Here is a 13,012-nt window from a genome sequence, read left to right as displayed (position 1 = left end):
CGGCCACCTTGGGTGGCCGCCACCGCTGCGATCCTCAGGGGACGCACGTATTGGGTCTCGTCGGGTTGTCGAAGGGGTGTTGTCTCAGGTCAGCGCTCGTCTTCGGCCGCGGTGGCCGGAGTCGCCGTCAAGCGGTCGGTCTCATCCTGTATTTCGACGGCGACCTTGCGCAGCTCGGGCTCGAACTTGCGTGCGTGGTGAGCACAGAACAGGAGCTCTCCACCGCTGGCCAGAACCACCCGGAGGTATGCCTGTGCGCCGCACCGGTCACAACGGTCGGCGGCCGTCAACGGACTGGCGGGAGTCAGAACCGAATTCACGTCGCCTCTTCTCTACTCGACGAGGACTGCGTTCGATGTTCACAACATCAAACCAGCCTCGAACGTTCCCGGGGGTGATCGTGTCATGTTCGACCCCGGTTGGGCACACCCCATTTTCCCTTAGTTCGTACGAGCGTCCTTCCCGGATGTCTGTGTCGTCTGTCTCTGTGCATAAGGACGTGCCCCGACGCGCGGTGGTTCATGCCATCACTCGATCGCGCTATCGAATGAATGTTCGACCATCAGGTAGGCTCTAGCGGCGAGCCGCCGCCGAGCGGTCACCGCGCCCCGGTAGCCTGTGCTCCGGCGCCGCGCAGGTGATCACCCGGGGGACAGGCCCGAAGGCCGCAGTTGGACCCCCGGTCGCACCCCGGTGCCGCCGACAACTGCACCGGAACACCCGACGCACCCAACGACTCAGGGGAGTTGCACCGCGTGACCGCCCAGACGACTGCGCAGTCGACCGCGCTGCTGGCGGGCGAGCCCGACCACTCCAACTACACGGCACGCCACCTGCTGGTCCTCGAAGGACTGGACGCGGTGCGCAAGCGGCCCGGCATGTACATCGGCTCGACCGACAGCCGCGGCCTCATGCATTGCCTGTGGGAGATCATCGACAACTCGGTCGACGAGGCGCTCGCCGGCTACGGCACCCGCATTGACGTGGTGCTTCACAACGACGGATCGGTCGAGGTGCGCGACAGTGGGCGCGGCATCCCGGTCGACGTCGAGCCCAAGACGGGCATGTCCGGCGTCGAGGTCGTGATGACCAAGCTGCACGCCGGCGGCAAGTTCGGCGGCGGTTCGTACGCCGCCTCCGGCGGCCTCCACGGCGTCGGCGCATCCGTCGTCAACGCTCTGTCGGCCCGCCTCGACGTCGAGGTCGACCGCAGTGGGACGACGTACGGCGTGAGCTTCCGGCGCGGTACGCCGGGCCAGTTCACCGGTGACGGACCCGACGCGAAGTTCGCCGCCGGGAGCGGCCTGCGCAAGGTCGGGAAGGCGCCGCGTGCGCGTACCGGCACCCGCGTCCGCTACTGGGCCGACCGGCAGATCTTCCTCAAGGAAGCCCGGCTGGACGTCGAACTGCTGCACAATCGCGCGCGGCAGACCGCATTTCTGGTGCCCGGACTGACCCTCGTTGTTCGCGATGAGCGAAATTCCGACGCGGTCGACGAGCAGACGTTCCACTACTCCGGCGGCATCAGCGAGTTCTGTGAATTCCTGGCGCCGGACCGGCCGATTTGCGACGTTATCCGCATAAGCGGCGACGGCACCTTCAAGGAGACCGTGCCGGTCCTGGACGACCAGGGCCACATGGTGCCCACCGAGGTGCAGCGCGAGCTGGGCGTCGACGTGGCGCTGCGCTGGGGCACCGGCTACGACACGGCGGTCCGGTCGTTCGTCAACATCATCGCGACGCCCAAGGGCGGCACGCACGTCGCCGGGTTCGAGCAGGCCATGCGCAAGACCGTGAACGACGCGCTGCGCGGCGCGAAGCTGCTGCGGGTGTCCGAGGACGACATCACCAAGGACGACGCGCTGGAGGGCCTCACCGCGGTCGTCACGGTCCGGCTGGCCGAGCCGCAGTTCGAGGGCCAGACCAAGGAGGTCCTGGGCACCTCGGCGGCGGCGCGCATCGTGGGCAACGTGGTCTCGCGGGAGCTCAAGGCGTTCCTGACCACGAGCAACCGGACGCACAAGGCCCAGGCACGCGCGGTGCTGGAGAAGGTCGTCTCGGCGGCGCGCACGCGCATCGCCGCGCGCCAGCACAAGGACGCGCAGCGCCGCAAGACCGCGCTGGAGACGTCCGCGCTGCCGGCCAAGCTGGCCGACTGCCGCAGCGACGACGTGGACCGCAGCGAGCTGTTCATCGTCGAGGGCGACTCGGCGCTGGGCACCGCGAAGCTCGCGCGCGACTCGGAGTACCAGGCGCTGCTGCCGATCCGCGGCAAGATCCTGAACGTCCAGAAGGCGTCCGTCTCGGACATGCTCAAGAACACCGAGTGCGCGGCGATCATCCAGGTCATAGGGGCCGGTTCGGGCCGTACCTTCGACATCGACCAGGCCCGCTACGGCAAGATCATCTTCATGGCGGACGCCGACGTCGACGGCTCGCACATCCGCACGCTGCTGCTCACCCTCTTCCAGCGGTACATGCGTCCGATGATCGAGGCGGGCCGCGTGTTCGCCGCGGTCCCGCCGCTGCACCGCATCGAGCTCTCCAACCCCAGGAAGGGCCAGGAGAAGTACCACTACACGTACTCCGACAACGAGATGAAGCAGACCCTGCTGGAGTTCCAGCGCAAGGGCGTGCGCTTCAAGGAGCCCGTGCAGCGGTACAAGGGCCTCGGCGAGATGGACGCCGACCAGCTCGCGGAGACCACGATGGACCCCCGCCGCCGCACGCTGCGCCGCATCAACCTCGCCGACCTCGAAGCCGCCGAGCGCGTCTTCGACCTGCTGATGGGCAACGAGGTGGCGCCGCGCAAGGAGTTCATCACCAACTCGGCGGCGCTGCTCGACCGTTCGCGCATCGACACCTGAGCGTTCCGGGCCGGTCGCCGAAGGGCGGCAGGTCCGCGCGACGCGGTGGCAAGCGGTCGGCGAAACGATCAGAATCGGACGTCCGAAACAGGGCCCGGAACCGAGCGGTTCCGGGCCCTTTGGCGCGCTCTGCACGGGAACCGGCAAATCTCGCCACGCATTTCATCCGATCGTGTGAATCGGGTGCGGGCCGCGCTCGGGTCGAGCGCCGACTGTCCATCCTGAAGTCCGGCCCTCCCCGACGACTCCCGAGTGTGCGACGCGCACGACCCGGCGGGGGTGGCCACCGGACGAGGAGACTTTTCGTGACCACCAGTTCGTACCGCGACCCCGAGTACGGGCGGGCACAGGACCGGGGCCCCGTCCCGGTCGCACGCACGGGGCGCCACGCACGAACCCCCGACTCGCGGGAGGACATCTACCTTCAGGTGCAGGCGAGCCCCGAGTTCCAGGAGATCCGCCGCCGCTACCGCGACTTCGTCTTCCCCATGTCGGCGCTGTTCCTGGCCTGGTACCTGGCGTACGTCCTCGCCTCCACGATGGCCCGCGACCTCATGGCGCACAGTCTGGTCGGCGAGTTCAACGTCGCACTCGCGTTCGGGCTCGCCCAGTTCGCGTCCACGTTCCTGTTCACGTGGCTGTACGCGCGCAACGCCGTGCGCAAGCGCGACCGCGCCGCGTTGAATCTGCGCTGGGACACCCAGGAGCGCTTCCGGTGATCGCCGCGAACGACCTGGCCTCCGCGGCCGGGGACGGCCACCGCACGCTCACGATCGGCCTGTTCCTCGGGTTCGTGGCCATCACCCTCGGCATCACGATCTGGGCGAGCCGCCACAGCCGCACGGCCAACGACTTCTACGCGGGCGGGCGCGAGTTCTCCGGCGCGCAGAACGGCCTGGCCATCGCGGGCGACTACATGTCGGCGGCGTCGTTCCTCGGCATCGCCGGACTCATCTCGCTGGTCGGCTACGACGGGTTCCTGTACTCGATCGGCTTCCTGGTCGCCTGGCTGGTCGTGCTGATGCTGGTGGCCGAACTGGTGCGCAACTGCGGCCGGTACACGATGGCCGACGTCCTCGCGTTCCGCATGAGCCAGCGCCCGGTGCGCACGGCGGCGGGCGCGTCCTCGATCGTCGTCTCGATCTTCTACCTGCTGGCCCAGATGGTCGGTGCGGGCTCGCTGGTCGCGCTGCTGCTCGGCGACGCGAACGGCTCGGCGCAGACGTTCACGATCATCGCGGTCGGCGGCCTGATGATCGTCTACGTGACGTTCGGCGGCATGAAGGGCACGACCTGGATCCAGATAGTCAAGGCCGCGCTGCTCATGGCGGGCGCCGTGGCCCTGACGGTGCTCGTGCTGCTCCGCTTCGACGGGAACGTCAACGAGATGCTGCACACCGCCGCCCAGACCAGCGGCCACGGTGAGGCGTTCCTGCAACCCGGGCTCCAGTACGGCACTTCGCTGACCAGCCGCATCGACTTCATCAGCCTCGCGCTCGCACTCGTGCTGGGGACCGCGGGGCTGCCGCACATCCTGGTGCGGTTCTACACCGTGCCCACCGCACGCGCCGCACGCCGATCGGTCATGTGGGCGATCGGCCTGATCGGCGCGTTCTACCTGATGACGATCGTGCTCGGCTTCGGCGCCGCGGCGATCCTCGGCTCCGACGCCATCAAGTCCTCCAACTCCGCGGGCAACACCGCGTTGCCGCTGCTCGCCCAGGAGTTGGGCGGCGGAGACGACTCCATCGGCGGCGTCGTGCTGCTGGCGGTGATCGCGGCGGTGGCGTTCGCGACCATCCTCGCGGTCGTCGCGGGGCTGACCCTGGCGTCGTCGGCGTCCGCGGCACACGACCTGTACGCCGCGGTGATCCACAAGGGCCGGGCCAGCGAAAAGGAAGAGCTGACGGCGGCACGCCTGTCCGCGATCGTGATCGGCGCAGTTGCCATCGCGTTGAGCCTGACCGCGCAGAAGCTGAACGTCGCGTTCCTGGTCGCCCTCGCCTTCGCGGTCGCCGCCTCGGCCAACCTGCCGACGATCCTGTTCACGCTCTTCTGGCGCCGCTTCAACACCCGCGGCACGGTGTGGGCGATCTACGGCGGACTCATCTCGTCGGTGGTCCTGGTGGTTTTCTCGCCGGTCGTCTCCGGCGGCCCCAATCCGCTCGTGACGGGCGTCGACTTCCACTGGTTCCCGCTGGCCAACCCGGGCATCGTCTCGATCCCGATCGGGTTCCTGGCGGGCTGGGTCGGCACGATGCGGTCGAAGGAGGAGCAGGACGACTCGAAGTACGCGGAGATGGAGGTCCGTTCGCTGACCGGCGCCGGGGCGTACTGAGGTGTGCGTGGAGCGGTGTTGCGTTCCGTGTGCCGGAACGCACCGGTTCGGCGGCCGGACCTAGTGCGCGGGCATGACCAAGCGGGGCCGCATGCTGAGCGGGTTGAGGAGCCCCTTCCCGCAGCTCTCCGGACGCTCGGGCTGCTCGGCGTGGGCCGTCACCTCGACGGTCCACGTGCGGCCGTCCACGTGGTCCACGCGCACGGTCCACGCGCCCTCGCCGTGCTCCCGCGGCTCGGCGACGGCCAGGACGTCGGCGGCGTGCTCGACCGCGTCCTCGCGCACCGCGAGCTCCGCCGCCTGGGCGGGCCGCGACCAGGTCGAGCGGCCGCGGCAGCCTTCCACGAGCATCATTCCGGTGCGCGCGGCGTCGAGGGCGGCGACGGCGCCGTCCGCGTCGAGGCGGCCGTACACGTACCCGTCGGGCAGCACCACGGCCGTGGGGGCGAACCGGTGGCCGCCCAGGTGCGTGGCCTCCCACACCGCGCCGGGCACGCGTCCGGCCAGCGCCTCCGCGAGCGGCCGGCCGGCCGTCGCGCAGCAGCGGTCGCGCTTGCCGTTGGTGCACACGAGCACCAGGTGCTCGTCGGACGGCCTGCCGATCCCCGGCTCGACGGTACCCGCGAGCGCGGCGAAGTCCAGTGCGAGAAGATCCGCGACGGAGTCGACCGTGAGCCGGCGCATCCAGGTGCCGCCGGGCTCGGTCCAGGCCAGGAAGACGGTACGCCGCGCCCCGGGCACCTCGACGGCGCGCCCCGGCGTGCGGATCAGGGACGCGCGGAAGCCGGCCGCGGACGCCCGGCGCTCGACCTCGCCGCCCACCTCCGGGTCGATGCCCCGGCTGCCGGTCATGGCCTTCGCCGCCCAGGGACCGGGGTGTTCGATCAGCAGCCAGCCGCGCGCGGTCGGCGCCGTCCCCGCCATCGGCTCGGCGTAGGTACTGGACAGAACAGAGCAGGTCTCCACGGATGTGTACCGTACATGGTCAACTTTCCGGACGGAGTGGCCACGGACCGCGCATCTCATCCGGTTTACCGCCCGTTTCGGGATCATTCCGGATCAACCGCTCCGCGCCGCCCGGAATGATCGCGGGGAGCTACGGTGGGGTTGACGAACCGAGACCGGGGGAGCGCACCGGCATGGACACACAGACGCCCGGGACACCGGCCTTCGCCCTCGACGACGCGGTGGCGATCGCGCGCCGGGCGCACGAGGGCCAGCTCGACAAGGGCGGCAAGCCGTACATCACCCACCCGCTACGCGTCATGCGCGCGGTCGAGGGCGAGTGGCAGCAGATGGCCGCCGTGTTGCACGACGTCATCGAGGACACCGATGTCACCGCCGACGACCTGCGCCTCCACGGCTGCCCCGCCGAGGTCGTCGCCGCCGTCATCGCCCTCTCGAAACTCCCCGGCGAACCCCTCGAATCAAGCATGGCCCGCGCCGCCGCCGACCCCATCGCCCTCGTCGTCAAACGCGCCGACATCGCCGACAACTGCTCCGAGGCCCGCCTGGGCCAACTGAACCCAAGCACCCAAACCCGCCTCCGAGCCAAATACGCCCGCTCCGTAACCCTCCTGAACCACTACGCCACCCAACACGCCCGCCACTGACGCGTCTGCCGGGACGGTTCCCGCCGGGCCTCATCGGCGATCCGCGTGAGCTCAAGGTCTTGCTCCGGCTGCGCACTCGCGGACGGTTGCACGGCTCCCCGGAACTCGCGGATCACCGGACTTCCGAACACGTGGCGCAGATCGGCCGGAAACTCCTCGGTGGGGCACTGGCCTGGCCCGTGCGGGTGGGGCGGCCGACGTGTTGTCGGTCGCCCCAACCCGCGCTGCGGCTTGTCAGGGGGCCGGGGGGCCCGCGACCACGGTGACCGGTTTGGGGAGGGGAGAGCCGGAGCCGTCTCGGCGGGGGTCGGGGGTGGGGAGGTCCACGGGGGTCCCGTTGGCGTTGGCGGCGCGGAGGGGGGTGGGGCCCGCCCAGGCGAGGGCGAGGGCGGTTTCGCCCTTGAGGAAGCGTTGGCAGCGGACGCCGCCGGTGGCGCGTCCCTTGCGGGGGTATTCGGCGAACGGGGTGACCTTGGCGGTGCCGTGTTCGGCGCCGAAGAGGGCGTCACCGCTGTAGGCGGCGACGGTGACGACGAGGGCGTCCGCGCCGGGGTCGACCGCGGTGAAGGAGATGACCGCGCGGCCGTCGGCGAGTTTGATGCCCGCCATGCCGCCCGCGGGGCGGCCCTGGGGGCGGACCAACGAGGCCGGGAAGCGCAGCAGTTGCGCGTCGTCGGTGATGAAGACCAGGTCCTCGTCGCCGGTGCGCAGTTCGACGCCGCCGACGATGCGGTCGCCGTCCTTGAGCGCGATGACCTCCAACTCGTCCTTGTTGGACGGGTAGTCGGGGATGACGCGCTTGACGACACCCTGCACGGTGCCCAGTGCGAGGCCGGGGGAGTCCGCCGAGAGCGAGGTCAGGCAGACCACCTTCTCGTCGCCTTCCAGGGTGACGAACTCGCTGATCGGCGCGCCGCCCGAGAGGTTCGGGGCGACGCTGCTCGGCGGCAGCGCCGGCAGGTCGACGACGTTGACGCGCAGCAGACGCCCGGTGTCGGTGACGACGCCGATCTCGGCGCGCACCGTCGCGGCGATGCCGGAGACGACCACGTCGTGCTTGTGCCGCGCGCCCTCGGTGGGCAGCGGGTCGGAGCCGGGCGTGCGGGCCAGCAGGCCGGTGGAGGACAGCAGGACGTGGCAGGGATCGTCGGTCACCTCCAGCGGGACGGCGGTGGCCGGAGCGCCCGCCGACTCCAGGAGCACCGTACGGCGCGGGGTGCCGTACTTCTTGCCGACCGCGGCCAGTTCGTCCGAGACGATCTTGCGGAGCCGCTGGTCCGAGTTGAGGATCTCGGTCAGCTCGTCGATCTCCGCCTGGAGCTTGTCGCGCTCCGCCTCCAGCTCGATGCGGTCGAAGCGGGTCAGGCGGCGCAGCGGCGTGTCGAGGATGTAGGTCGCCTGGATGTCGGAGAGCGCGAACGTCTCCATCAGGCGTTCCTTGGCCTGCGCGGCGTTGTCGCTGGCCCGGATCAGCTCGATGACGCGGTCGATGTCGATGAGCGCGACCAGCAGGCCCTCGACCAGGTGCAGGCGCTCCTGGCGCTTGCGGCGGCGGAACTCGCTGCGGCGGCGTACGACCTCGAACCGGTGGTCGAGATAGACCTCAAGGAGTTCCTTGAGGCCGAGGGTGAGCGGCTGCCCGTCGACGAGCGCGACGTTGTTGATGCCGAAGGTCTCTTCCATCGGCGTCAGCTTGTAGAGCTGTTCGAGGATGGCCTCGGGGTTGAAGCCGTTCTTGACCTCGATGACCAGGCGCAGTCCGTGGGCGCGGTCGGTGAGGTCCTTCAGGTCGGCGATGCCCTGGAGCTTCTTGGACTGCACGAGCTCCTTGACCTTGGCGATCACCTTCTCCGGGCCGACGTTGTACGGCAGTTCGGTGACGACGATGCCCTTGCGCCGCGGCGTGACGTTCTCGACCGTCGCCGTCGCGCGGATCTTGAACGTGCCGCGGCCCGACTCGTACGCGTCGCGCACCCCGCCGAGTCCGACGACCCGGCCGCCGGTGGGCAGGTCCGGGCCCGGGATGTGCTTCATGAGGTCGTCGAGCGTGGCGTGCGGGCGGCGGATCAGCTCGCGTGCGGCGGCGACGACCTCGGTGAGGTTGTGCGGCGGCATGTTGGTGGCCATGCCGACCGCGATGCCCGAGGTGCCGTTCACCAGCAGGTTCGGGAACGACGCGGGCAGGACCTGCGGTTCGCGCTCCTGGCCGTCGTAGTTGGGGCCGAAGTCGACGGTGTCCTCGTCGATCGACTCCGCCATGAGCATCGCGGCGGGCGACAGGCGGCACTCGGTGTACCGCATCGCGGCGGGCGGGTCGTCGTTGCCGAGCGAGCCGAAGTTGCCGTGCCCGTCGACCATGGGGAGGCGCATCGAGAACGGCTGGGCCATGCGGACCAGCGCGTCGTAGATGGCGGTGTCGCCGTGCGGGTGCAGGCGTCCCATGACCTCGCCGACGACGCGCGCGCACTTCACGAAGCCGCGGTCGGGGCGCAGGCCCATCTCGTTGGCCTGGTAGAGGATGCGCCGGTGCACCGGCTTGAGTCCGTCTCGTGCGTCGGGCAGAGCGCGCGAGTAGATGACCGAGTACGCGTACTCCAGGAACGAGCCCTGCATCTCGTCGACGACGTCGATGTCGAGGATGCGTTCCTCGAAGTCGTCGGGCTGGTCCTGGCCAGGCGTCTTCGTGCTGCGGCGGGCCATACTGCGGCGGGCTCCTTAGGCTTGGGGCGGACGCGCCCCATTGTGTCCCCCCGGTCGGACATGCGAGTGCAGCGACCCGACGCCGGGCGGGGGATCGTCCGGGTTTGCGGGCGTTCTTCGCGCCCGGTGAGGTATGAGGGCCACGCTAACGGGGAATGGGCCGGTGTTCGCCCCAGTCACGTGAAGGCACGGAGGGCTGCCATGGACGACCCGCAGATCCTGGACCGCATCCGCTCGATGGTCGACACCGAGCACGCGCTGCGCGACCAGTTGGCGCAGGGGAAGATCACGGCCGAGGAGGAGCAGCAACTGCTGCACGCCATCGAGGTCGAACTCGACCAGTGCTGGGACCTGCTGCGGCAGCGCCGGGCGCGCCGCGAGGCGCGCGAGGACCCGGAGGCCGCCGCGGTGCGGCCCGCGCGCGAGGTGGAGGGGTACCAGCAGTAGGCGGCCGTACGACGTCCCCGCCGAAAGTTCCCGGCTTCGCCCGCCGCGAACGCCGGCTTCGGCGTCCCGGGTCCGGCCCTTTCCGTCAGTAAGGTTGCGTTCAGGCCGCCGACGCGGCCGCTCGTGGTGTGGGGCCGCGAGGCGCCGGCGGAAGGGACTGATGGGGCATGGCTGGTCTGGCCGAGACGTTCACGGCGACCGAGCACCGGCTCGCCAACGGGCTGCGGGTCGTGTTGTCCGAGGACCACATCGATCCGGTCGCCGCCGTGTGCCTGTGGTACGACGTGGGTTCGCGGCACGAGCAGCCCGGCCGCACCGGGTTGGCCCACCTGTTCGAGCACCTGATGTTCCAGGGCTCGGCCAACGTGCACGGCAACCAGCACTTCGAGTTCGTGCAGTCGGCGGGCGGTTCGCTCAACGGCACGACGAGCTTCGAGCGCACCAACTACTTCGAGACGATGCCGGCCCATCAGGTCGAGCTCGCGCTGTGGCTGGAGGCGGACCGCATGGGCGGCCTGCTGGAGGCGCTGACGCAGGAGAGCCTCGACAACCAGCGCGACGTGGTGAAGAACGAGCGACGCCAGCGCTACGACAACGTGCCGTACGGCACCGCGTGGGAGCGCCTGGTCGCGATGGCGTTCCCGGCCGGGCACCCGTACCACCACATGCCGATCGGCTCGATGGCCGACCTCGACGCGACGACGCTTGAGGACTGCCGGGAGTTCTTCCGCACCTACTACGCGCCCAACAACGCGGTGCTCGCGGTGGTCGGTGACATCGACCCCGAGCAGACCGTCGCGTGGGTGGAGAAGTACTTCGGGACGATTCCCGCGCACGACGGCAAGCCGACCCCGGCCGACGGTTCGCTGCCGCCGGTGATCGGCGGCGAGGTGCGCGAGACGGTGTACGAGGACGTGCCGTCGCGGTCGCTGATGGCCGCGTACCGGCTGCCGGTCGACGGCGCCCGCGAGGCCGATGCCGCGGACCTGGCGCTGACCGTGCTCGGTGAGGGTGAGAGCTCGCGCCTCAACACGCGCCTGGTGCGCCGCGACGAACTGGCGGTGTACGCGGGCTTCGGCATCATGCGCCTGGTCGGCGCGCCGTCCGTCGCGCTGCTGGACGTGAAGGCGTCCGGCGACGCCGAGGTCGCGGCGGTCGACACCGCAGTCAACGAGGAGTTGGCCCGCTTCGCCGCCGAGGGCCCGACCCCGGCCGAACTGGAGCGCGCGCAGGCGCAGATCGAGCGGGGCTGGCTGGACCGGATGGCGACGGTCGGCGGCCGTGCCGACGAACTGTGCCGGTACGCCACGCTGTTCGGGGACGCGTCGCTCGCGTTCACGGCGCTGGACCGGGTCCTGGAGATCGGCGCGGAGGAGGTACGCGCGGTCGCCGCCGAGCGCCTGCTGCCGGAGAACCGCGCGGTGCTGGTCTACGAGCTGCCCGCCGAGGACTCCGACGACGGCTCCGACGACGACGCCGACGACAACACCGACAGCGACGACGCCGAGGGGCAGGCCGCCTGATGACGCAGACCACGATGGTGTTCCACCCGCGCCCCGGGGCCGGCCCGGAGAAGTCCTGGACCTTCCCGGCCCCCGAGCGCTCGCGCCTTGCCAACGGCCTGTCGGTGCTGCACGTGCACCGCCCCGGACAGCGCGTCGTCGCCGTCGAGCTGCTGCTCGACGCACCGCTCGACGCGGAGCCCGAGGGCATCGACGGCGTCGCCACGATCATGGCCCGCGCGCTGAGCGAGGGCACCGACACGATGGACGCCGAGACCTTCGCCGCCGAACTGGAGCGCTGCGGTGCCACCATGGATGCCGGTGCGGACCACGCGGGCGTGCAGGTCGCGCTGGACGTCCCGGCGTCCCGCCTGGAGCGCGCACTCGGCCTGATGGCGGACGCGGTGCGCGCCCCCGCGTTCCCCGCGGACGAGGTCGACCGCCTGGTGCGGCAGCGCCTCGACGAGATCGTGCACGAACTGGCCAGCCCCGCCCGGCGGGCCGCGATCGCGCTGTACGGCGAGCTGTTCGACGCGTCCGCCCGCATCTCGCGCCCGCGCGCCGGCACCGCGGAGAGCGTCGCGCGCGTCGACCGTGCGGCGGTCGCGGACTTCTTCGCCGCGCATGTGCGCCCCGCGACGGCGACCGTCGTCGTGGTCGGCGACCTGGACGGCGTCGACCTCGACGGCATCCTCGACCGCACGCTCGGCAAGTGGACCGGCAGCGACGCGCCGCCGACCGAAGTCACTCCCGCACGTGCCGACGACGCCGCGCGCGTGGTGATCGTGCACCGCACGGGCAGCGTGCAGACTCAGGTGCTCGCGGGGCGGCTCGGCCCGGACCGGCACGACGCGGTGTGGCCGTCGCTCAGCATCGGGACGTACTGCCTGGGCGGCACGCTGACCTCCCGTCTGGACCGGGTGCTGCGTGAGGAGAAGGGCTACACGTACGGCATCCGCGCGCTCAACCAGTCGCTGCGCTCCGGCGCGCTGCTGGCGATCACCGGGTCGGTGGAGACCGACGTGACCGGCCCCGCCCTCGCCGACATGGTGGCGGTGCTCAGGACGCTGGCCGCCGAGGGGCTGACCGACGACGAGCGCGACGCGGCAGTGCAGAACCTAGTCGGGGTCGCGCCGCTCAAGTACCAGACGTCCCGCTCGGTCGCCGATTCGCTGGCCGACGTCGTCGCGCAGCGGCTCCCGGACGACTACCTGCCGGGGTTGTACGCGCGGCTCGGCGCGGTCGCCACCGCGGACGCCTCCGACGCGGCGGTGGCCGGCTTCGACCCGGAGCACCTGGTGATCGTGCTGGTCGGCGACGCGGCGCAGATCCGCGAGCCGGTCGAGGCGCTCGGCCTGGGGCCGGTGACCGTGGTCGAGTAGTGGTCGATCAGTAGTCCGGCAGTAACCGTGGTCGGGCAGTAGTCGGGCAGTGGTCGCGCGGTGATCGACCGGTGGTCGACAGCGGTCGAGCGGGTGCCCGCTCGAACGATCCGGTCAAACTCCTGGCAAAGTAGTCCCCAAGGATGACTTGGGTGCGCATCCG

10 protein-coding genes are annotated in these 13,012 nt (G+C 70.6%); 7 read left to right on the top strand and 3 right to left on the bottom strand.

The features are described from left to right. Positions 1-89 precede the first annotated feature (89 nt). Complete coding sequence (locus tag ACRX5S_RS34590; RefSeq protein WP_436777163.1) at positions 90-320, bottom strand: DUF7455 domain-containing protein; 231 nt, start codon at positions 318-320, stop codon at positions 90-92. A gap of 435 nt (positions 321-755) precedes the next feature. Here ACRX5S_RS34590 and ACRX5S_RS34585 point away from each other — a divergent pair, with 435 nt between their 5' ends. The 3 genes from ACRX5S_RS34585 (at position 756) to ACRX5S_RS34575 (ending at position 5,205) form a co-directional block, all read left to right on the top strand. Then, a complete protein-coding gene (locus tag ACRX5S_RS34585) occupies positions 756-2,867 on the top strand; it encodes a DNA gyrase/topoisomerase IV subunit B (protein ID WP_436777162.1) in 2,112 nt (703 codons plus the stop codon). A gap of 305 nt (positions 2,868-3,172) precedes the next feature. Then, on the top strand, positions 3,173-3,586 hold the full coding sequence (locus tag ACRX5S_RS34580; RefSeq protein WP_436777161.1) for a DUF485 domain-containing protein: 414 nt from the start codon (positions 3,173-3,175) through the stop codon (positions 3,584-3,586). Next, a complete protein-coding gene (locus tag ACRX5S_RS34575; RefSeq protein WP_436777160.1) occupies positions 3,583-5,205 on the top strand; it encodes a solute symporter family protein in 1,623 nt (540 codons plus the stop codon). The genes ACRX5S_RS34580 and ACRX5S_RS34575 overlap by 4 nt, the downstream gene beginning before the upstream one ends. 60 nt (positions 5,206-5,265) lie before the next feature. On the opposite strand, the gene ACRX5S_RS34570 is transcribed toward ACRX5S_RS34575, so the two are convergent. After that, positions 5,266-6,171, bottom strand: a complete 906-nt coding sequence (locus ACRX5S_RS34570) for a sucrase ferredoxin (protein ID WP_436777159.1) — start codon at positions 6,169-6,171, stop codon at positions 5,266-5,268. A 173-nt stretch (positions 6,172-6,344) separates the two neighbouring features. Here ACRX5S_RS34570 and ACRX5S_RS34565 point away from each other — a divergent pair, with 173 nt between their 5' ends. Next, the gene (locus tag ACRX5S_RS34565) at positions 6,345-6,818 is read left to right on the top strand and encodes an HD domain-containing protein (RefSeq protein ID WP_436777158.1); all 474 of its coding nucleotides are present in this window, start codon (positions 6,345-6,347) and stop codon (positions 6,816-6,818) included. A gap of 234 nt (positions 6,819-7,052) precedes the next feature. Here the strand turns inward: ACRX5S_RS34565 and ACRX5S_RS34560 are convergent, their stop codons facing one another. After that, complete coding sequence (locus tag ACRX5S_RS34560; RefSeq protein ID WP_436777157.1) at positions 7,053-9,518, bottom strand: DNA gyrase/topoisomerase IV subunit A; 2,466 nt, start codon at positions 9,516-9,518, stop codon at positions 7,053-7,055. 201 nt (positions 9,519-9,719) lie between these two features. On the opposite strand from ACRX5S_RS34560, the gene ACRX5S_RS34555 reads away from it, so the two are divergent. From ACRX5S_RS34555 to ACRX5S_RS34545, 3 genes are all read left to right on the top strand, one after another. Beyond that, complete coding sequence (locus ACRX5S_RS34555; RefSeq protein WP_436777156.1) at positions 9,720-9,965, top strand: DUF2630 family protein; 246 nt, start codon at positions 9,720-9,722, stop codon at positions 9,963-9,965. Between the two features lie 167 nt (positions 9,966-10,132). After that, positions 10,133-11,488, top strand: a complete 1,356-nt coding sequence (locus ACRX5S_RS34550) for a M16 family metallopeptidase (protein WP_436777155.1) — start codon at positions 10,133-10,135, stop codon at positions 11,486-11,488. Then, positions 11,488-12,849 carry a M16 family metallopeptidase gene (locus tag ACRX5S_RS34545; RefSeq protein ID WP_436777154.1) on the top strand — a complete coding sequence of 454 codons (1,362 nt, stop codon included), beginning with the start codon at positions 11,488-11,490 and terminating at the stop codon, positions 12,847-12,849. The genes ACRX5S_RS34550 and ACRX5S_RS34545 overlap by 1 nt, the downstream gene beginning before the upstream one ends. Positions 12,850-13,012: the final 163 nt, after the last annotated feature.

The sequence above is a fragment of the Yinghuangia sp. YIM S09857 genome (assembly GCF_051388915.1).
Classification (GTDB): domain Bacteria; phylum Actinomycetota; class Actinomycetes; order Streptomycetales; family Streptomycetaceae; genus Yinghuangia.
The sequence above is the reverse complement of the archived record's forward strand: the minus strand, read 5'-3'. Positions and strand labels throughout refer to the sequence as shown.

Excerpts from the sequence above, each read along its gene's own strand:
- ACRX5S_RS34565 (WP_436777158.1), top strand. The coding sequence starts at position 6,345 with ATGGACACACAGACGCCCGGGACACCGGCCTTCGCCCTCGACGACGCG.
- ACRX5S_RS34555 (WP_436777156.1), top strand. The coding sequence starts at position 9,720 with ATGGACGACCCGCAGATCCTGGACCGCATCCGCTCGATGGTCGACACC.
- ACRX5S_RS34550 (WP_436777155.1), top strand. The coding sequence starts at position 10,133 with ATGGCTGGTCTGGCCGAGACGTTCACGGCGACCGAGCACCGGCTCGCC.
- ACRX5S_RS34545 (WP_436777154.1), top strand. The coding sequence starts at position 11,488 with ATGACGCAGACCACGATGGTGTTCCACCCGCGCCCCGGGGCCGGCCCG.
- ACRX5S_RS34560 (WP_436777157.1), bottom strand. The coding sequence starts at position 9,518 with ATGGCCCGCCGCAGCACGAAGACGCCTGGCCAGGACCAGCCCGACGAC.